This is a genomic window from Pseudomonas sp. NFIX28, from assembly GCF_900107395.1.
Classification (GTDB): Bacteria; Pseudomonadota; Gammaproteobacteria; order Pseudomonadales; family Pseudomonadaceae; genus Aquipseudomonas.
Genome location: NZ_FNPW01000002.1, coordinates 272,122 through 290,849 on the forward strand (window position 1 = coordinate 272,122; position 18,728 = coordinate 290,849).

The 18,728-nt window shown below is 66.0% G+C and carries 20 protein-coding genes; 2 read left to right on the plus strand and 18 right to left on the minus strand.

From position 1 onward, the window contains the following. Nucleotides 1-17 precede the first annotated feature (17 nt). The 18 genes from BLV20_RS04675 to aspA form a co-directional block, all read right to left on the minus strand. Entirely contained in the window at nt 18-245 is a 228-nt protein-coding gene (locus tag BLV20_RS04675; RefSeq protein WP_092297670.1) for a recombinase-like helix-turn-helix domain-containing protein, read from the minus strand. Nucleotide 246: 1 nt separating this feature from the next. Then, nucleotides 247-564, minus strand: coding sequence for a hypothetical protein (locus tag BLV20_RS04680; RefSeq protein ID WP_092297673.1), 318 nt, complete (start codon nt 562-564; stop codon nt 247-249). 2 nt (nt 565-566) lie between these two features. Next, a complete protein-coding gene (locus BLV20_RS04685) occupies nt 567-1,709 on the minus strand; it encodes an FAD-dependent monooxygenase (protein WP_092297676.1) in 1,143 nt (380 codons plus the stop codon). Nucleotides 1,710-1,722: 13 nt separating this feature from the next. Further along, entirely contained in the window at nt 1,723-2,688 is a 966-nt protein-coding gene (locus tag BLV20_RS04690; RefSeq protein WP_092297679.1) for a VOC family protein, read from the minus strand. After that, nucleotides 2,685-4,181, minus strand: a complete 1,497-nt coding sequence (locus BLV20_RS04695; RefSeq protein ID WP_092297682.1) for an aldehyde dehydrogenase — start codon at nt 4,179-4,181, stop codon at nt 2,685-2,687. The genes BLV20_RS04690 and BLV20_RS04695 overlap by 4 nt, the downstream gene beginning before the upstream one ends. Before the next feature lie 11 nt (nt 4,182-4,192). Further along, nucleotides 4,193-4,996 carry an aspartate dehydrogenase gene (locus BLV20_RS04700; protein ID WP_092297685.1) on the minus strand — a complete coding sequence of 268 codons (804 nt, stop codon included), beginning with the start codon at nt 4,994-4,996 and terminating at the stop codon, nt 4,193-4,195. Nucleotides 4,997-5,006: 10 nt separating this feature from the next. Further along, nucleotides 5,007-6,689: a thiamine pyrophosphate-binding protein gene (locus BLV20_RS04705; protein ID WP_092297688.1), complete on the minus strand. Its 1,683-nt coding sequence runs from the start codon at nt 6,687-6,689 to the stop codon at nt 5,007-5,009. Next, a complete protein-coding gene (locus BLV20_RS04710; protein ID WP_092297691.1) occupies nt 6,682-7,479 on the minus strand; it encodes an SDR family oxidoreductase in 798 nt (265 codons plus the stop codon). Before BLV20_RS04710 ends, BLV20_RS04705 begins: the two co-directional genes overlap by 8 nt. A gap of 1 nt (nt 7,480) precedes the next feature. Beyond that, nucleotides 7,481-8,314, minus strand: coding sequence for an IclR family transcriptional regulator (locus BLV20_RS04715; protein WP_092297694.1), 834 nt, complete (start codon nt 8,312-8,314; stop codon nt 7,481-7,483). Continuing rightward, nucleotides 8,311-9,189 (minus strand): alpha/beta fold hydrolase, encoded by an 879-nt coding sequence (locus tag BLV20_RS04720; protein ID WP_092297697.1) that lies wholly within the window; start codon nt 9,187-9,189, stop codon nt 8,311-8,313. The genes BLV20_RS04715 and BLV20_RS04720 overlap by 4 nt, the downstream gene beginning before the upstream one ends. Nucleotides 9,190-9,193: 4 nt before the next feature. After that, nucleotides 9,194-9,733 (minus strand): cupin domain-containing protein, encoded by a 540-nt coding sequence (locus BLV20_RS04725; RefSeq protein ID WP_085532783.1) that lies wholly within the window; start codon nt 9,731-9,733, stop codon nt 9,194-9,196. A 13-nt stretch (nt 9,734-9,746) separates the two neighbouring features. Further along, on the minus strand, nt 9,747-10,511 hold the full coding sequence (locus tag BLV20_RS04730) for an SDR family oxidoreductase (protein WP_092297700.1): 765 nt from the start codon (nt 10,509-10,511) through the stop codon (nt 9,747-9,749). After that, entirely contained in the window at nt 10,511-11,287 is a 777-nt protein-coding gene (locus BLV20_RS04735) for an ABC transporter permease (protein WP_092297703.1), read from the minus strand. The genes BLV20_RS04730 and BLV20_RS04735 overlap by 1 nt, the downstream gene beginning before the upstream one ends. A 28-nt stretch (nt 11,288-11,315) precedes the next feature. Beyond that, nucleotides 11,316-12,308 carry an ABC transporter substrate-binding protein gene (locus tag BLV20_RS04740; protein ID WP_092297706.1) on the minus strand — a complete coding sequence of 331 codons (993 nt, stop codon included), beginning with the start codon at nt 12,306-12,308 and terminating at the stop codon, nt 11,316-11,318. 39 nt (nt 12,309-12,347) lie between these two features. Then, nucleotides 12,348-13,184 carry an ABC transporter ATP-binding protein gene (locus tag BLV20_RS04745; RefSeq protein ID WP_256577671.1) on the minus strand — a complete coding sequence of 279 codons (837 nt, stop codon included), beginning with the start codon at nt 13,182-13,184 and terminating at the stop codon, nt 12,348-12,350. Nucleotides 13,185-13,561: 377 nt separating this feature from the next. After that, nucleotides 13,562-14,221 carry a YcxB family protein gene (locus BLV20_RS04750; RefSeq protein ID WP_092297711.1) on the minus strand — a complete coding sequence of 220 codons (660 nt, stop codon included), beginning with the start codon at nt 14,219-14,221 and terminating at the stop codon, nt 13,562-13,564. A gap of 76 nt (nt 14,222-14,297) precedes the next feature. Continuing rightward, on the minus strand, nt 14,298-15,023 hold the full coding sequence (locus tag BLV20_RS04755) for a hypothetical protein (RefSeq protein WP_092297714.1): 726 nt from the start codon (nt 15,021-15,023) through the stop codon (nt 14,298-14,300). Nucleotides 15,024-15,396: 373 nt separating this feature from the next. Beyond that, nucleotides 15,397-16,821: an aspartate ammonia-lyase gene (gene aspA / locus BLV20_RS04760; RefSeq protein ID WP_092297717.1), complete on the minus strand. Its 1,425-nt coding sequence runs from the start codon at nt 16,819-16,821 to the stop codon at nt 15,397-15,399. 181 nt (nt 16,822-17,002) lie between these two features. Between aspA and BLV20_RS04765 the strand changes: the two genes are divergently transcribed. Together BLV20_RS04765 and purE are read left to right on the plus strand one after the other, a co-directional pair. Then, entirely contained in the window at nt 17,003-17,920 is a 918-nt protein-coding gene (locus BLV20_RS04765; protein ID WP_092297720.1) for a LysR substrate-binding domain-containing protein, read from the plus strand. Nucleotides 17,921-18,227: 307 nt separating this feature from the next. Next, a complete protein-coding gene (gene purE, locus BLV20_RS04770) occupies nt 18,228-18,719 on the plus strand; it encodes a 5-(carboxyamino)imidazole ribonucleotide mutase (protein WP_020298262.1) in 492 nt (163 codons plus the stop codon). Nucleotides 18,720-18,728 lie beyond the last annotated feature (9 nt).

Below are 18,728 nucleotides of genomic sequence, written 5' to 3' on the forward strand. Positions count from 1 at the left end.
TTATTCCTTCTGCCGGGTCATTCGCCCAGCCGGGCCATCAGGGTTTTATAGGCGTCGGCGGTCCACTCGCCGCTGGTCAGCGGGCAGGGCGGCCCGGCCAGGTTGAGGTGGGCGAGCAGCGCCGGCAGCTCGGTCACGCCATTGCCGAAAGCGCGCTCGATGGAATCGCCCAGCAGCTCTTCGAACTGGGTGTTGGGCCGCTTGCGCGCCTGGTGGGGTTCGAGGAATCGTTCTTGGGTGCTCATTTCATTGACCTCCGTTGCGTACCCGTTCGCGGATCGTTTCGCGCACCGGGATAAAGTCGTATGTCGGAAAGACCTCAGTGCCAAACACGCCCCAGGCCGAGCGTTCGAGCTCGACGTTGAGGGCCGGCAGCAGGCTCGGCGGCAAGCGCAGGGTGACGATCTGGCCCAGGCCCATGGCCACGGTCCACGACACCAGCTCGACGCCTGGCGGGGGAAACCGCTCCCACCAGTCCTGCTGCTTCATGTGGCGCTGGATGTCCTCCAGGTTCTTCGATTGGTCGTGCTTGAGCAGCACGCTCACCAGCAAGGTCTCGCTCATGTTCAGGCCGCGCTGTCGGTGGGCACGGCCCAGGCGTCATAGCCGTAGACCCAGTCGGCGTTGCCGCCGTCCTTGAGCCACTGGTTGCCCCGCGAGCCGATCTGGATCTGGCTGGTACGCGCCAGGCGCGCCTGCTGGTAGGCCTGCAAGGCCGCGGCCACCGACGCCGGGCTGTCGAGGTCGCGCAGGTGGCGGGCGAGCACCACCGCGTCCTCGATGGCCTGGCCGGCGCCCTGGGCCATGAACGGCATCATCGGGTGGCAGGCATCGCCCAGCAGGGTGATCGCGCCCCTGGACCAGAACGGCAGCGGGTCGCGCTCGTACAGTGCGGTCTTGAGCACGTCGGTGCAGGCGTCGAGCAGGGCGCGGGCGTCCGGGTGGAACGCCCGGTAATGGCTGCGCAGTTCCTCGGCGTCGCCGGCGCTGGTCCAGGACTCCTCGTGCCAGCTGTCCTGGGCGGTGGTGGCGAAGATGAAGATGTCCTTGCCCTGGTTCAGCGGGAACGTGACGATCTGGCTTTGCGGATTGGGGCCCCACCATTTGGTGAAGGCCTGGATGTTCGGCACCTGGGCCACGCGCTCGGCCGGCACCACCGCGCGGTAGGCCACCACCCCGGTGAAGCGCGGATGCTCTTCGCCGAACAGCGCGTTGCGCACCACCGAGTGAATGCCGTCGGCGCCGATCAATACATCGCAGCGATGCTGGCTGCCGTCCTTGAAATGCAGCGCGATGCCGTCGGCGTCTTGCTCAACCCGCTCGGCGCGCTTGGCGAATTGCACCTGCTCCAGCGGGAACACTTCGGCCAGGGCCGCCAGCAGGTCGGCGCGGTGGATGGTCAGTTGCGGCGCGCCGTATTTGCGCTCGGCGGCGTCGGACATTTCCAGGCGCGAGGTTTCTTCGCCGCTGTCCCACATCCGGCTGATGCGGTGGGTCGGCCGGGCGGCCGGCAGGCGCACGGCGGCGCCTATGCCCAGGCCGTCCAGCGCGCGCACCGCGTTGGGCGTGAGGTTGATGTCGGCACCGACCCGCAGGAAGGCTTTCGACTGTTCGAACACGGTGACCCGGTGGCCGGCGCGGTGCAGGGCGATGGCGGCGGTCAGGCCGCCGATACCGGCACCGGCGATGGCAATGTTCAGGGAAGACATGGGCGACTCCTGCTCAGGGTTTCGGTTTGTCGGTAAGGAACTTGCCTTGCGGCGCCTCGACGTTCTGCTGGCGCCGGGTATGGCCGTCGATGCCGCCGGCAATCGCCCATTCGGCGAACACCGTGGGGCCCGGTTCGAAGGTGCGTGGCTGCCATTCGCCGGTCAGCTGGTCTTCGTCGGCGTAGTACTCCACCAGCGCGCCGGCGGGGTTCTTGAAGTACCAGAAGAACGCCGAAGACACCGGATGGCGGCCCGGGCCGATCTCGGTGGTCCAGCCGCTGCGCGAGATGTGCATGCCGCCGCCGAACACTTCGTGCACGTCGCGCACGGTGAACGCCACGTGGTTGAGCCCGGCCCGCGGCGCTGGCAGTTGCAGCATGAACAGGTCGTGGTGGCCGCCTTCCTCGGCGGTGCGCAAGAACGCCCCGCGGTCCGGGTAGCGGTCCGAGGCCTGGAAGCCGAAACGCTCGTGGTAGAAGGCTTCGCAGGCGTTCACGTCCTTGACGAAAAACACCACGTGGCCGACTTCGATCGGCGTCGCGCGTTCATAGACCGGCGCCGCCTTGTTGATCCGGCCCTTGGTCTGCCAGGTGTTGTGGCCGCTGCACTCGATGTCGATCTCGCGCTTGCGGGTCACTTGCAGGCGGATCGCCAGGCCGTTGGGATCGGTGCAGCCGATGCGCCCGTCGGCCTCGACAAACCCCGGGTCATGGGCGATGCGCTGGCGGTACAGCGCCAGGTCGGCCGCATCGGCCACGCCCCAGACCACTTCGCGCACGGTGGAGCCGGCTTCGATCGCGGGCGGCAGGCCCGGCTTGTCCAGGTTGGCAAGCACTACGCGGCAGCCGTTGAGGGTTTCGAAGATCACCTGGTCGGGCTCGGCGCTGACTTGCTTGAGGCCCCAGTCGCTGAAAAACCGCACGCAGGTGTCCAGATCCTCGACGCCATAGGTGACTTCATCGATGCCTAACACACTCATAGCGCTACCTCTTGTGGCACACCGGCCCAGGCCAGTGGCTGTTCGTTCATGCCCCAGTAGAGGCTCTTCTGTTCCATGTATTGCAGGATCCCCAGGCGGCCTTTTTCGCGGCCCAGGCCGCTGTCGCGCCAGCCGCCGAAAGGCGTGGAGATCGAGAATTGCTTGTAGGTGTTGATCCACACCGTGCCGGCCTGGATCCGGCGGCCCAGGGCCCAGGCGCGCTTGTAGTCGCGGCTCCAGATACCGGCCGCGAGGGCGTAGAGGCTGTCGTTGGCCTGCTCCACCAGCTCTGCTTCGCTGTCGAACGGCATGGCCACCAGCACCGGGCCGAAGATTTCTTCCTGGCAGGTCTGCTGGCTGTTGCTCAGGCCTTCGAGGATGGTCGGCGGGTAGAAGTAGCCTTGGTCATAGAGGCCGCCGGTCGGGCGCTGACCGCCGAGCAGCAGGCGGCCACCTTCGGCCAGGCCCAGGGCCACATAGCGCTCCACCGATTCGCGATGGCCGGCGCTGATCAGCGGGCCCATCTGGGTGCTTTCGTCGGCCGGATCGCCGACCCGCAGGTTGGCCGCGGCCGCCACCAGGCGCTGCATGAACGGCTCGTATAAGGCGCGGGCGACGAACAGCCGCGAACCGGCGATGCAGGCTTCGCCCGAAGAACTGAAGATGCCGTACAGCACCCCGGCCACGGCGTGGTCGAGGTCGGCGTCGTCGAGAACGATGGTCGGCGACTTACCGCCCAGCTCCAGGGACACCGGCATCATCTTGTCGGCGGCGATGTGGGCAATGTGCTTGCCGGTGCGGGTGCCGCCGGTGAACGACACGCGCTTGACCAGCGGGTGGCGGGTCAGGGCGTCGCCGAGCAGCGAGCCCTTGCCGGGCAGCACGCTGACCAGGCCCTTGGGCAGGCCGGCTTCTTCGCACAGCCGCGCCAGGCGCAGGGCCAGCAGCGGGGTGATTTCCGCCGGCTTGATCACCACCGCGTTACCCGCCGCCAGGGCCGGCGCGACCTTCTGCGCCTCGCTGGCGATCGGCGAGTTCCACGGGGTGATCGCGGCGACCACGCCCATCGGCTCATACACGCTCATGCTGACGAAATCGCCGCGCGACGGGGTGATGGTTTCTTCGAGGGTTTCGCAGGCCGCGGCGAAGAACTGGAAGGTGCCGGCGGCGCTGGCCACCAGGGCGCGGGTTTCATTGATCGGCTTGCCGTTGTCCTGGCGCTGCAATTGCGCAAGCTCTTCACCGTGCAGGCGGATCAGTTCGGCGATGCGGTACAGCACGCCGGCCCGTTCGTGGGGTTTGCGCTGGGCCCAGCCGCTGTGCAGGAACGCCTGGTGCGCGCCCTGGATGGCGTCTTCGACATCCTGCAAATCGGCGGCGTTGAGCCAGGCCACGGCTTCGCCGGTGGCCGGGTAGCGGCTGGCGTAGCGTTCGCCGCGGCCCAGGCGCCATTCGCCGGCGATGCAGATCGGTAAAGTCTGTTCGAGGGTCATCGACCGGCTCCTTAAATGGAAATCGCGTGGGCGTGGTTGCCCAGGGCGCGGACCACGCTGTACACGGTCAGCGCCGAGGTCTTGGGGTTGGCCAGCAGCGGCTTGCCGCGCAGGCTCAACTCGAAGCCACCGAAGGCGCCACGGGCTTCGAAGTGGTGGACGTTTTCCTCGCTGTGCGGGTCGGCGATCAGCGTCACCCGCGTGCGATCCAGGCCGATGCCGGCCAGCGACAGGGTGGCGGCGACGTTGGCGTTCTTCGGGTACAGCCGCGCCGCTTCGCGGGCGCTGCCCTGGAAGATCACCGTGGCCTCGCTGATGCTGTCCAGGTCGCAGGCCTGCTCGCCGGGGGTGTTCTTCCAGGCGTGGGCCGGCTTGCGCCCGGTGTAGTCGACCGAGTCCAGCCCGCCGACCTTGGCCGCCGACAGCGCGTCGATGCCACCGATGGCGCCGGGCAGCAGTTCGATACGGGTCTGGCCGCGTTCGGCGGCGGCTTCCAGGCGCTCCACCAGGCCGACTTCGGAGAGCGCGCCGACCGAGACGATCAGGCAGGCGATGCCGCGCTCCAGGGCCGGCAGCACGTGTTCTTCAATGGCGCGGTGGCCGGCGCACTCCACCAGCAGGTCCGGACGGGCATCGGCCGGCAGCGCGGTGAGCACCTGCGGCGGCTGCTTGAAACTGGCCAGGCGCTGGCGCACCAGGGCTTCGGAACCCTGGGAGGCGATGACGTAGTCCACGCACAACTGCGGATCGTTCTCCAGCAGCTCCAGCACGCCGACGCCAATGGCGCCGCAGCCGATCATGGTGATATGCAACATGGCGCGATCCTCAGGCGGTGGCCTTCTGGGCTTTGGTTTCGCTGTTGGGCGGGCCGGCGAACTGGGTGGCGAAGTTGCCGACGCTGAGCATGTCGACTTCCAGCAGGAACGGGCCGGGCTGGCTCAGGGCGCTGTCGACCACCTTGCCGAAGTCCTTGAGGTCGGTGACCAGGCCGTGGCGCAGCCCCAGGGATTCGGCGAGCTTGGTGTAGTCCGGGGTGTGCAGGTCGACGTAGCAATGACGGCTGCCGTAGACCGCGTCCTGGATATTGCGGATCACCCCGTAGCGCTGGTCGTTCATCAGCAGGATCACCAGGTTGGCGCGCTCCTGGACCAGGGTCGCCAGCTCACCGAGGTTGAGGATGAAACCTCCGTCGCCGGCCAGGGCGAAGACCTTGCGCTCGGGCGCGGTTTCGGCGGCGGCCACGGCCGCGCCGATGCCCATCGCCAGGCCCTGGCCGATGCCGCCACCCAGGGCGTGGACCCCGGCGCGCGGGTGGTAGAGGGTCAGCAGGCGGTTGCCCCAGATGCTGTTGGACAGGGTCACGTCGCGTACCCAGGAGAAGTTGCGGCCGGTGCTGGCCTGCAGCTGTTCGACCATCGCCGAGTACGGCCCCAGGTCGGCCACCAGCTGGCTGCGCGATTGCTCGCGGACCGCCTTGAGTTCGACGAGGAAGTTCGGGTCGGTCTGCAAGCGGCCTTCAAGACGGTCGGCCAGGCCTTCCAGGGCCAGCGCGGCATCGCCGCAGATAAACAGTTCGCTGGCGTAGCTGCGGCCTTCGATGGCCGGGTTGGCGTCGATGCGCAGGGTGTTCTGCGGCAGCTTCAGGGCGTACTTGAAGGTCTCGTTGCTGCGCAGCCGCGAGCCGGCGATCAGCAGCGCGTCGCAGGTTTGCAGGAACTGCTCGACCCGCTTGTTCTGCGAAAAGGCCCCGAGGCAGCGCTCGTCGTCTTCGTTGACCACGCCGCGGCCCTGGGTCGAGGTGATGACGCCCACGCCCATGGCCAGCAGGCGCTTGACCTGTGCCCCGGCATGCCGGGCGCCACCGCCGAGCCACAGCATCGGGCGCTTGGCCCCGGCCAGGCGCTCGGCCACCAGGTCGAGGGCTTCCGGCGCGGGCACCGCGACCGGAATCGGCAGCGGCGACAGGTCGGTGGGCATCGGGATAAAGGTCGACTGGATGTCGATCGGGATTTCCACGCTCACCGGCCCGGTCGGCGCGGTCAGGGCGGTCTGCACCGCCAGCTTCAGGGTGCTGATGGCGGTCTCGACGCTGCGCACGCGGAACGCCGCCTTGGACACCGCCTTGAGCATGTTCAGCTGGTCGCGGGCCTCGTGGATGTAGGCCAGTTCCTGGTCCAGGTACGGCGTTTCGATCTGCCCGGTGATGTGCAGCAGCGGGGTGCCGGCGGTCTGCGCCTCGACCATGGCGCCGGCGGCGTTGCCGGCCGCGGTGCCGGTGGAGGTCAGGCACACGCCGAGGCCGCCGGTGGTGCGGGCATAGGCATCGGCCATGTTGGCCGCGCCGGCTTCGCCACGGGCCATGACGAAGCGGATATTGCCGCGCACGGCGAAGGCATCGAGGATCGGCATGTTGTGGATCGAGATCACGCCGAACGCGGCCTTGACCTCGCATTGCTCGAGAAAGGCGGTGATGGCAGCGCCCACGGTGACAGTGTTTTCGTTACGCATGGCGGGACAGGCCTCCGGATACATCGATATGGCTGCCTGTGGTGTAAGCCGACAGAGGCGAGGCCAGGAACAGGATCGCGCGGGCCGCTTCAAGCGGCAGGCCCAGGCGCCCCAGGGGAATGTGTTTTTGTTGGGCCAGGTGGGCGGTCCATTGCGCCCAGTCGAGGTCGCGTTCTTCGCGGGCCTCGAAGCGCCGGCGCCATTGCCCGGACTCCACCAGGCCAATGAGGATGCCGTTGACCCGGATGCCCTGCGGGGCGAATTCGGTGGCCATCGAGCGCACCAGGTTCATCACCCCGGCGCGGGCGGCGGAGGTGGCGACCATGTGCGGTTCCGGCTGGCAGGCCAGCAGCGAGTTGACGCAGACGATGGCGGCCTCGGCCTGGCTTTCCAGCTGGGCCTTGAAGGCGCGGACCGGGTGGATCACCGAGAAGAATTTCAGGTTCAGCTCTTCGCTCCAGGCGGCGTCGCTGGTGTCGGCGAAGGTCGAGACGCGGCCTTGCCCGGCGTTGTTGATCAGCACGCTGGCGGCGCCGAGCGCGGCCTGGCTGGCATGAGCGAAGGCGCGGACCGACTCGGCGTCGAGCACGTCGCACACCTGGGCCAGCAGTTGCGCTTGCGGGAAGCGCTGGCGCAGGCCGGCTTCGACGCTGCGCAGGCGCTCGCCGTCGCGTCCGCAGAAGGCCACGGCGGCGCCGGCTTCCAGCAGCAGTTCGACGCAGGCCAGGCCGATGCCCGAGGAGCCGCCGGTGACGATCGCGGTGCGGCCTTGCAGTTGATAAAGGCTCATCTCAATCCCTCATCAAGGCGGTCACGCGCTGTTGCCCGTCATGGGCCACGCCGTTGTAGTTGAGCAGGCGCGACAGTTCGTCGGCGCTGCGGCGGACCTGCGACAGCAGTTCCTCGAAGTTGACGTGGCCGATCTGCGTGGTGGGAATGGTCACGCCCAGGGCGGCGGCGATGCGCCCGCTCTGGTCGCGCACCGGCGCGGCCACGGTGGAGATCGCCGACTCGAAGAAACCTTCGCCGCTGACAAAGCCGCGCTGGCGGTCGGCCTGGACCATGTCGAACAGCTCCAGCACGGTTTTCGGCGTGCTGTGGGAGTGCTGCTCCAGGTGCTCTTCGGGGTACAGCTCGCGCAGTTCGGCCAGCGACAGGTCCTCCAGAAGGATGCGCCCCAGTACCGTGGCGTGGGCCGGCAGGCGGGTGCCGACGTTGACCGCGTTGGAGAACACCGACGGCGGCGAGACCTTGGCCACGTAGACGATCGAGCGGCCGTCGCGCACCACCAGGTTGCTCGGGTAGTTGAGGCGGTCGCACAGGCGCGCCAGCAGCGGCTGGCCGAGTTCGGTCAGCTCCAGCGACGCCAGGTACTCGAAGCCCAGGCGCAGCACCGACATGCCGAGGCGATATTCATTGCCGCTGCGGGTGACGAAACCCATGGTTTCCAGGGTGGCGAGCAGGCGGAAGATGGTCGAGCGCGGCAGGGCCAGGCGGCGGGCCAGTTCCGGCGCGGTCAGGGTGCGGTTGCGCCGGCTGAACTCGCAGAGCAGCAACAGGCCACGCTCCAGGCCCGGCACTATGTATTTGTCCTGAGCGTCCTTCAGCAGATCGGAGTCGTTCATAGGGTTCTACCTGTCAGGGATTCTTTGATGGCAAAGGCCAGGCGGCCCGCGACCACCAGCGGTTGTTCGATGGGGCTGGCGTGGCCCGCGTCGGCGATCAGGTTGAAGCTGGCGCCCAGCGCCTTGGCCAGGGTCAGGCAGGCCTCGGCCGGGGTGATGCGGTCGGCCTCGCCGCAATGCACTTCGCAGGGCATGCCGGGCTGGCCGTGGCGCAGCAGGTCGTCGCCGCACAGCAGCTCGATGGCCTGGCGATAACCCGCGGGGTTGAGCCGCGCCATGTTCCAGCGCACCCAGGCCAGGGCTTGCGGCGCGGCGTTGGGCGAAAGCATGTGGGCGCTGCGCTGTTCGGCCAGGCCGGCGATCCCCAGGTGCTCCAGGTTCTCCAGGCGCTGGCGGCGTACCTGCTGGCGCTGCTCGGCCCGCTGCGGCGCGCCATAACCCCGCGCCGGGCTGATCAGTACCAGGCGACTCACCCGGCTCGCCTGTGAACTGCGGGCGAAGGCCAGGGCCGGCAGCGCGCCGAGGGAATGCCCGACCAGCACGCATTTCTCGACGTCCAGCGCATCGAGCATCTGCACCAGGCGCGCGGCGTACTGCTCGGCCTTGGGCGCGGGGTATTCCAGGGGGCTGGAATCGCCGTAGCCGGGCGCGTCCCAGGCGATGACCCGGGCCTGCGGCGCCAACTGTTGCGCCACCTGCAGCCAGGACGCCGCCCCGGAACCGATGCCGTGCAGCAGCACGATCGCCGGGCCCGAACCGCATTCGCGCAGGGCCTGCCGGCCGCCGGCCACGGGCACCAGGCGCTGGGCAAAGTCGCGGGCCAGTCGGGCTTGCAGGTCCGCCGTCGGTGCGGCTTGAGAGAGGCCTGGCAACATGGGCTTATCCGCGCTTGATCGAGGCCAGAGGGTGCTCTGGCGGATAGGTCGGGGTGATCGGCTTTTTCGCGCCGAGCATCACGCACATCAGCGCGTCTTCGTCGCCGATGTTGATCTCTTCGCGGTACACGCCCGGCGGCACGGAGATCACGTCGCGGTCGGTGAGGATGGTCTCGAAGCGCTCGCCGTCCTTCTCCAGCACCACCTTGAGCTTGCCGCGCAGCACGAAGAACACTTCCTCGACGTCGATGTGCAGGTGCGGCGGGCCTTCGTGACCGGCCGGGATGACCATGGTGGAGAAGGTGAAGTGCTCCGACGGGATGGTGTTCATGTCGCTGCTGACGCCGGTGCCGCCGGTGCCGATGTAGCGCATTTGCGCGCGGCGGAATTTCGGGTCGTAGTCGGCCTGGAACTTCAGCGCGTCCCAGTCGTACTTGCGCGTCTGGTAGCGGGCGATGCGGGTGTTCATCCAGCTTTCCAGGCTGGCGCCGGCAGGGCGGTCCCAGCTCTTGGGGGTGGCGTTTTGGGCAGATAGATCGGTCATGACAGTCTCCAGATCAAGGCATGACGAACCCGCCGTTGACCGGCAGGGTTTGTCCAGTGATGAAACGGGCAAGGTCGGACAGCGCGAACAGCACGGCGCCGCTGACGTCTTCGGGCAGTTGCGGGCGCTGGATGGCCCGCTGGTCGTTGTACAAACGGTGGCGCGCCTCGGGCACGTAGGCGGTGGCCTCCACCAGCACCAGGCCGGGGGCGATGGCGTTGACCGTGATGTTGTCGGCGCCCAGCTCGCGGGCCAGGCTGCGGGTCATGGCGATGATCGCGCCCTTGCTGGCGACGTAGGCCAGCAGGTTCGGCGCGCCCCACAGCGGGGTGTCTGAAGCCAGGTTGACGATGGCGCCACGGCCGCTGGCGCGCAGGGCCGGCAGGCAGGCGGTGGTCATCAGCCAGGTGCCGCGCACGTTGACCTGCATTACCTGATCCCAGGTGTCGATGCTCAGCTCTTCGCAGCCCTTGCCGCCGGAATTGGTGATCGAGGCGTTGTTCACCAGGCCGTCGAGGCCGCCGAGCAGGCCCAGGGTGGCGGCGATGCAGGCATCGATGGAGGCTGGCTGGGTCAGGTCGAGGGTCACGGCCTGGACATCCAGGCCCTGGGCTTGCAGTTCGCTGGCGGCCTGTTGCACGCGCTCTTGCAGCACGTCGGCGATCACCACCCGGGCACCGGCCCGGCCGATGGCCTGGGCGAAGGCATAGCCCAGGCCGCGGGCGCCGCCGGTGACCAGCACCCGGCGCCCTTCTAGCAGAAGATTCTGGCTGTTCATTATTGGGTGCTCAGCATGGCTTTGGGCATGTAGTGCAGGACGCGTTTTTCCGCCCAGACCACGGCGCCATAGGCGATCACGCCGATCAGGGTGAGCATGACGATGGCGACGAACACCCCGGCGGTGTTGCCCTGGCCCTCGGCGTCCACCAGCAGGAAGCCCAGGCCCTGGTTGCCGCCGACCAGCTCGCCGACGGTGACGCCGATCACCGCCAGGGTCGAGGCGATGCGCAGGCCGGAGAACAGCGCGGCCATGGCCGAGGGGAACTCCACCAGGCGGAAGATCTGCCAGCGGCTGGCGTTCATGGTGCGCACCAGGTTGATCATGTCCGGATCGACGGTGCGGATCGCCGACAGCACGTTGATCATCACCGGGAAGAACACGATCAGGATGGCGATCAGGATCTTCGGGTAGATGGTGTAGCCCAGCCACATCACGAACAGCGGCGCGAAGGCGACTTTCGGGGCGATCTGCAATGCCAGGATGTAAGGCGACAACATGGCTTCGGCGGCGGGCGACAGGCCCAGGGACACGCCAATCACTACCCCCAGCAAGGCACCGAGGGCGAAGCCGACGATGATCTCCAGCGCGGTGATCAGGGTGTGCTGCAGCAGGCCGCCGCTGTGCCACATCACCAGGCTTTCCTGGGCGACGCGGCTCAGCTGCGGCATGACGAATTCGGGCATGTCGAGCAGGCCGGGGCCCCATTGCCAGAGCACCAGGAACAGGACCAGCAGCGCGGCGCTGCCGAGCATGGAGTTATTCAGGCTTTTCATCGTGTGCGTACCTTGTTGTCCCGGTGGCTCATTGCGCGGCGACCGGGCTGTCGACGAATTGGTTGGTGAACAGGTCCTCGAGCTTGGGCTCCTGGCTGACGATGCCTTCGCTGACGTAGAACTGGCGGACCTTGTCCAGGCGCTGCGGGTCGATGTGCCCAAGCACGCGCTGGTTGGCGTAGACATGCTCGACGTAGAGCTTGAAGACCTTCTCCAGCGAGTCTTCCTTGCCGGCATAGGCCGGTACGGCCTTGGCGAAGGTCACGGCGGCGGCGCGCGGGTCCTGGATGATGTCGCGCATGCCTTGCAGGGTGGCCTGGACCACGCCGCGCACCACCTTGGGCTGGTTCTTGATAGCGTCGTCGGAGGCGAGGATCGCCTGGGCCATGCTTTCGAAGATCTGCGCCTGGGGAATCAGCTTGATCTGTATCCCGGCTTCTTCGGCGTTGACCACCCAGTCCGGCACGCCGGCCATGGCCTGGGCCTTGTCGGCCGAGAACAGCTGCCAGACCCCGGCCGGCCCGGCGGCCTGGATGTTCACGTCGGTCTTGCTCAGGCCGGCTTTGCGCAGCGAGGCGAGCAGGGCGTAGTAAGTGGTGTCGGAGTAGGACATCACCGTCATGGTCTTGCCCTTGAGGTCGGTGATGGAGCCGATGTTTTCCTTGGCGTTGGTGGCGATCATGGTCACCCCGCCGGCGCCCAGCACCGCCACGGCGCGTACCGGGATGCCATTGGCCCGCACCACGATCGGCGTGTCGCCGATGGCGCCGCCGAGCAGGGCGTTACCGGCGCCGATCTGCTTGGCCACGTCGACCCCGCCCTTGGCGGCGATAAAGGTCAGGTCCAGGTCCTGGGCGGCGTAGTAACCCTTCTCCTTGGCGATGATCCAGGGCGCGAACGCCGGCGAGTTGGGCGGTGCCGGCAGCAGGTAGGTGACCTTGGTCGGTTGCGCCTGGACGGCACAGGCCATGCCGAGGCCCAGGCTGAGGGCGCAAAGACGTTGAAACAGAGACTTGAGCATGGGGACTCCTGAATCGGTTGGGGGCCGCGAGGGCGGTGATCAATGCAGTTCGGTGTCTGCGCCGACTTGCAGCAACTCCATCAGGCGGCCCACCAGCGGGCCGATTTCCGGCAGCTTGCGGCGCTCCAGCGGGTTGTCGCGAAACGGCAGGTCGATGCTGATTTCTTCGATGATGGTGCCGGGGCGGGCGCTCATGACCAGCAACCGGTCGGACATGGCGATGCCTTCGATCAGGTCGTGGGTGATGAACAGGGCGGTCTTCTTTTCGTCGTACAGCATCCGCGCCATGTCCTGCTGCAGGATCATCTTGGTCTGGGCATCGAGGGCGGAAAACGGCTCGTCGAGGAACAGCACCTGCGGGTCGATGGCCAGGGTCCGGGCCAGGGCTGCGCGCTGGCGCATGCCGCCGGACAGCTGGAACGGGTAGTGATCGGCGAAGCCCTTGAGGTGGCAGCGTTCGAGCAGGTCGTTGGCCACGGTCTGCCGGGTGGCGGCGGGCACGCCCTGGATCTCCAGGCCCAGCTCGACGTTGCGGCGGATGCTGCGCCAGGGCATCAGCAGGTCTTTCTGCAACATGAAGGCGACCTGGCGCACCGGGCCGGTGACCGGCTCGCCGCTGACGAACACTTCGCCTTCGCTGGGGCGATACAGGCCCGAGCCCATATTGAGGATGGTGCTCTTGCCGCAACCGGAAGGGCCGATGATCGATACCACTTCACCGCGGCGAATCTTGAAGTTCACTTCGCGAATGGCGAACGGCGCTTCGGACTGGCCCTTGGCCGGGAAACATTTGCCGACATTGCGAAATTCAATTTCAGTCGGCTCCTGATCTTCCTTGGGAGCGGGCTTATTCCATTGAGAGGCGACGGCGTACATCTCTTTCACAGCCATTGGGAAGGTACTCTGGTCTGTTTTATAGGTGATACGCCGTTTAGTGCATGAACAATGCCAGTGCTTTCCTTTGCTTTGGTTTTGTTTAAAAACTCTTGTTTATTAATTACTTATAGATAATTAGTTGAAAATGAAATGTTTTATATATGAAACACGGTTTCTTATTTGGCACGAAACTGCACACTGCCCGGGCATAGCCTGGGAAGTTGCAAGAAGTCGGTGCTTGTTCAGGTAACGCAAAAAGCGCAATAAATCGCTTATTTGTTTTGTATATGAAACAGAGCCAATAAGAGTTACTGGTTTATCAGGGAAGAATCTTGAGGACATTGGTAGTCCTCAAGGTCAGTATCGGCAGGGCGGGATCAGGTCGGCTGGGGGAGGACCGGGCATCTGCTCAAGAACTGTTGCAGTCCTTGTTGATATGCCTGGGGCGGCATGAGGTCACTGTGTTTGGCGATGTGATAGGCCAGGCCCTTATGTTCCAGCTCGGCGCAGGCCACGGCGTAGAAGTCGGGCGTTTCCCGCAGGTGCGCGATCCGCTCCCAGGCCAGCGTACTCTTGCCGCCCTTGGCGTTGCTCAAGGTAAAGCCCCGGTCGTCGAACGCCAGGCAATAAATGCCTTCGGCGGCCTTCAGGGACGCGCGCAACCTGGATTCGATCAAGCGTTGGTTCAGCCCGCGCAACGGTGGGTTGGGCTTGGCCGGCTTGGCGGCGATACGGGCTTGCAGGTGCTGGAGCCAGCGCCCGCAATAGCGCCACCAGAGCGGGATGAAGACCAGCGCGAACAGCGCCAGGGCGATGAGCTTCTCTGGCGTGAAGCGCCGCTCGGGGAAATAGATCGCCAGGGCGCCGCCGACCAGGCACAGGACGAGCAGCAGGGGGCCGAGCAGGCGGCTCTGCCAATGGGCGACGCTGCCCATGATCCGCGCCTGCTGCTGATCATGCTCGAGCATTGCCTGGCGCAGCTTTTCGGCGAGCCTGGTTTCGGTGTGTGCGGGGGTGATGCTGAATTGCAGTTCCATGGGGGCTGATTCCGAGGTCCATGTTCGGTTGAGGGCGGCAGTCTAGCGGTTTGGGCAATGCCCGGCGGCTCGCCGTTCAGGCTGGAAACTGCGGTACATGCTGTTCCACCCACTCGAACAGGCGCTCGTCGAGCAGCGGTCGGTAGCGGTCGTAGGCGTCCTGGTGGCTGTTGAAGAGTGGGTCCTGATTGATCCGCGCGGCCAGCGCGGTCGGGCTGTCGCTCCCGGCATGGTTTGCCCTCAGGTGTTTTTGTCGCTGATCGGCCTGTGCCAGGGTGTCCGCCAGGGCGTGCAGTTGCAGATGCCTGAACTGGGCGATGGCCTGGGGCAGGTGAAAGTGCAGGGCACTGTCAAAGCCTTCCCAGTCCTCAAAGGCCAGCCACTCGTGGAGTACCATGAAGCAGCGCGGTGCCGGTGCCAGTTGTTCCAGTGGCTCGAAGGCCAGCCAGTACTGGCGCGGCAGCTGTTCCTCGGTTTCGATGGCCTGGGCGATCAGGTCCAGGGCCCGGCCTTTGTCTCGGTGATGTTTGCGCAGGATGCGCTGGGTCAGGGTGAAGCGTGCTTCTTCTATAGCGTGCAGGGCACGGTTCAGGTCGTAGCCAGCGTTGTGCAGGTGTTCCCGGGCTTGCTCGGGAGGCAGGCCGGACTTGCTCGCCAGCACTTGCAGCAACTCGTTCTTGTAGTGCTCGGCGGCTTGCTGGGGGTTGCCTGCGCAGCGTTCGAGCAAGGCCTGGGCATGGCGCAGGCCCACGGGGATCAAGCTGCGCAGTTGCTGTATCGCCTGGATGTGCGTCGGGTCCATCGACGGCGGTGCCTCGGGGTCTGATTGGGCGGAAAGCCGATTATCCTCCGCGTCGGGGGAGTGTGCTTGTTTAAAGCGAGTGGTTTGCCGGACAGATTGTGCTGCCAGGTTTTGCGGCCCCTGCGGTGCCGGTCGCAGCCTCGCGGGCTCGGCAGCGGCTACGGGGCCAATGTTGTAGCCGCTGCCGAAGGCTGCGATCGGTCGCGAAGCGGGCGTGGCGATTTTAAGGACGAAGAGCGTCGGCAGCAGGTCGGGAGGGAGAACGGCAGGCAAAAAAAAGGGCCTGGAGAAGAATCTCCAAGCCCTCAAAAGGTGAGAGGTGTCTAGTCCCTCGACCTGGTGAGCGTTGCCCTGTGGCCAGGGCGGGCGTTGGTCAGGCTTTGAGCGGGACCAGACGCGGGGCAATCATGTTTTCCGGGCGCAGGATGTCGGCGAGCATGGCGTCGTCGAGCAAGCCTTCTTCGCGCACCAGTTCCAGTACGCCGCGGCCGCTTTCCAGGGCGATGCGGGCGATACGGGTGGCGTTTTCATAGCCGATGTACGGGTTCAGCGCGGTAACCAGGCCGATCGAATGCTCGACCAGTTCGCGGCAGCGCTGCTCGTTGGCGGTGATGCCGGTGATGCAGTGCTCGCGCAGCATGTCCATGGCGCGTTGCAGCAGGCGGATCGAGTCGAAGATCTTGAAGGCGATCAGCGGCTCCATCACGTTCAGTTGTAGCTGGCCGCCTTCGGCGGCGATGGTCAGGGCCAGGTCGTTGCCGATGATCTGGAACGCCACCTGGTTGACCGCTTCCGGGATAACCGGGTTGACCTTGCCGGGCATGATCGAGCTGCCTGGCTGGCGCGCTGGCAGGTTGATCTCGTTGATCCCGGTACGTGGGCCGCTGGACAGCAGGCGCAGGTCGTTGCAGATCTTCGACAGCTTGACCGCGGTGCGCTTGAGCATGCCGGAGAACAGCACGAAGGCGCCCATGTCGGAGGTGGCTTCGATCAGGTCGGCGGCCGGAACCAGCGGCTGGCCGCTGATGGTGGCCAGCCGCTGGACGGCCAGGGCCTGGTAGCGCGGGTCGGCGTTGATGCCGGTACCGATGGCGGTACCGCCCAGGTTCACTTCGGTCAGCACTTCTGGCGCCAGGGTCTTCAGGCGGGCCAGGTCTTCGCCCAGGGTGGTGGCGAAGGCACGGAATTCTTGGCCCAGGGTCATCGGCACGGCGTCTTGCAGCTGGGTGCGGCCCATCTTCAGGACGTGGCTGAATTCTTCACCCTTGGCGGCGAACGACTGGATCAGGCTGTCGAGGCTGGCCAGCAGCGCATCGTGGCCCAGCAACAGGCCCAGGCGGATCGCGGTCGGATAGGCGTCGTTGGTCGACTGCGCCATGTTCACGTCGTTGTTCGGGTGCAGGTACTGGTATTCGCCCTTGCTGTGGCCCATGGCCTCCAGCGCGATGTTGGCGATGACTTCGTTGGCATTCATGTTGGTCGAAGTGCCAGCGCCGCCTTGAATCATGTCCACCACGAATTCTTCGTGGAAGTCGCCGCGGATCAGACGTGCACAGGCTTCGCTGATGGCAGCGTGCTTGGCTTCGCTCAGGTGACCCAGCTCGCGGTTGGCGTCAGCAGCTGCCTGCTTGACCATTGCCAGGGCCACGACCAGTTTTGGGTAGTGCGAAATCGGAACGCCGGAGAGGCGGAAGTTATTCACCGCTCGCAGGGTCTGGATGCCGTAATACGCTTGAGCAGGTACTTCGAGTACGCCAAGCAGGTCTTTTTCTGTGCGGAAAGATGCAGCGGAGGACATGATAGAAATCATCTCGATATGGACCCGGTCTGTGCCGGAACGCTGCGAATCCTAGGCTTGTGGGAAAATTTGGGCCAATGCTGTTAAACACTGGCCTATGCATAAACGGCATAATGCCCATGTGACGCCGCTTGCGCGGCAAGCGTGTGACCTAAAATGGTGCGTTCCCCGGGAGGACGTGATGAATCTGGAAAGCAAATGGCTCGAGGACTTCAGTGCCCTGGCCGCCACCCGCAGTTTTTCGCAGGCCGCCGAACGGCGCTTCGTGACCCAACCGGCCTTCAGCCGGCGGATCCGCAGCCTGGAAGCGGCGCTGGGGCTGACGCTGGTGAACCGCTCGCGCACGCCGATCGAACTGACGGCGGCGGGGCAGTTGTTCCTGGTCACCGCGCGCACGGTGGTCGAGCAACTGGGTGAAGTGCTGCGCCATTTGCATCACCTCGAAGGCGGGCAGGGCGAAGTGATGCAGGTGGCCGCGGCGCACTCGCTGGCCCTGGGTTTCTTCCCGCGCTGGATCGCCCAGCTGCGCAACGAAGGGCTGAACATCGCCACGCGGCTGGTGGCGACCAACGTCGGCGACGCCGTGCATGCCCTGCGCGAAGGCGGCTGCGACCTGATGCTGGCCTTCTACGACCCGGATTCGGCGATGCAGATGGACCCGGAAATCTTCCCTTCGCTGCACCTGGGGCAGACCGAGATGCTGCCGGTGTGCGCGGCGGACGCGGCCGGCAAGCCGCTGTTCGACCTGGAAGGCGAGGCCAGCGTGCCGCTGCTGGCGTACAGCGCCGGGGCGTTTCTCGGGCGTTCGGTGAACCAGCTGCTGCGCCAGCGCAACCTGCGGTTCACCACGGTGTATGAAACCGCCATGGCCGACAGCCTCAAGAGCATGGCGCTGGAAGGCCTGGGGATTGCCTGGGTGCCGCACCTGAGCGTGCGTGCCGAACTGGCCCGTGGCGAACTGGTGGTCTGCGGCGGCGCGCAGTGGCATGTGCCGCTGGAGATCCGCCTGTACCGCTGCGCCCTGGTGCGCAAGGCCAACGTCCGGTTGCTGTGGCGCAAGCTGGAAGGCGGCGCGGCGCAGGGCACGACAGGTGCGTGAGACTCTTCGCGGGCAAGCCTCGCTCCTACGGAATCTTCTGTAGGAGCGAGGCTTGCCCGCGATGTCGTCAATCCGCGCGAAATCGCGCTCGACGGCTGACCCGCAAGTCAATAAAACCGCTGCTTTGCGCCTGAAACATGGTGTATGACAGATGGTCGGCAAAAGTGCGTTTAATGCACCTTTTTCGGTATACTGCGCGGCCTTCGGCCGGTTCGTCCGGTCATAATTCGTACATTCAAGCCACGCACTCCGCGTGGCTTGTTGTTTTTGACGCGCCCCCGGGCGCCCAGAGAGAAGAGGCACGACGATGAGTGCACTGGTTGGCGTGATCATGGGCTCCAAGTCCGATTGGTCCACCCTTAGCCACACCGCCGATATGCTGGAAAAGCTCGGCATCCCTTACGAGGTGAAAGTGGTCTCTGCCCACCGCACCCCGGACCTGCTGTTCCAGTACGCCGAAGAGGCCGAGGCGCGTGGCATTGAGGTGATCATCGCCGGTGCCGGTGGCGCGGCCCACCTGCCAGGCATGTGTGCGGCCAAGACCCACCTGCCGGTGCTGGGCGTTCCGGTGCAGTCGTCGATGCTCTCGGGCGTGGACTCGCTGCTCTCCATCGTGCAGATGCCCGCGGGCATTCCGGTCGCCACCCTGGCCATCGGCAAGGCCGGCGCGATCAACGCCGCGCTGCTGTCGGCGAGCATCCTCGGCGCCAAGCACCCGCAATTTCATACCGTGCTGAAAAAATTCCGCGCTGAGCAGACAGACAGCGTCCTGGACAATCCAGACCCACGCGTCGCCTGAGGTTTTTGA